Here is a 530-nt window from a genome sequence, read left to right as displayed (position 1 = left end):
CTCGCGCCCGCGGCCCGCCCGGGCAGCGGGAGCACGTCGAGCAGCCACGTCCCGCGGCCGCGCTGCTGGTCCTGCAGGACGGCATAGCCCACCGCGTATCCGGTCGTGCGCGGCCGCCGCGACACGGCGCGCCAGCGCACCGGCTCCACTAGCGGCACCGCCCACGCCCGCAGCACCCGCGCGACAACGCGCACCAGCTCCGTACCCGCCCCGCCGACGCCGCTGGCCCCCGCGACGCACCCCATCCCCCGCCTCCCCCCAACCGCGCCCCCGCCCCCACCACCCCCCACGCCCACCCCCCCATGCCCCACCTCACGCAACCCACCGCCCCCGCGGCCTCCGTCGCCCGCATCACCCCCCTCGCCCACCCCGCCCACACCCGCGGCACGGCACCCACCGCCGCACCACTCTGTCACGGGCGCTACTCTCCGGTCCAGACACTCACCCTCCTCGCCCTCACCTCCCCCCTGCACCACCCCTAGTAGCCCAGCGCGACCCTCCTCGTCGCCGCCCACCCCCACACCCCCCCA

At 78.5% G+C, this 530-nt stretch carries 1 protein-coding gene; it reads right to left on the bottom strand.

Annotated features, from left to right (window positions below; all coding sequences use genetic code 11):
• On the bottom strand, positions 1-245 hold a 245-nt coding region (locus tag VE25_RS23225), incomplete at its 3' end, for a hypothetical protein (RefSeq protein ID WP_210166891.1).
• Positions 246-530: the final 285 nt, after the last annotated feature.

The organism is Devosia geojensis (assembly GCF_000969415.1).
In the GTDB taxonomy this organism is placed as follows: domain Bacteria; phylum Pseudomonadota; class Alphaproteobacteria; order Rhizobiales; family Devosiaceae; genus Devosia; species Devosia geojensis.
This window is presented reverse-complemented; position numbering and strand designations above follow the sequence as displayed.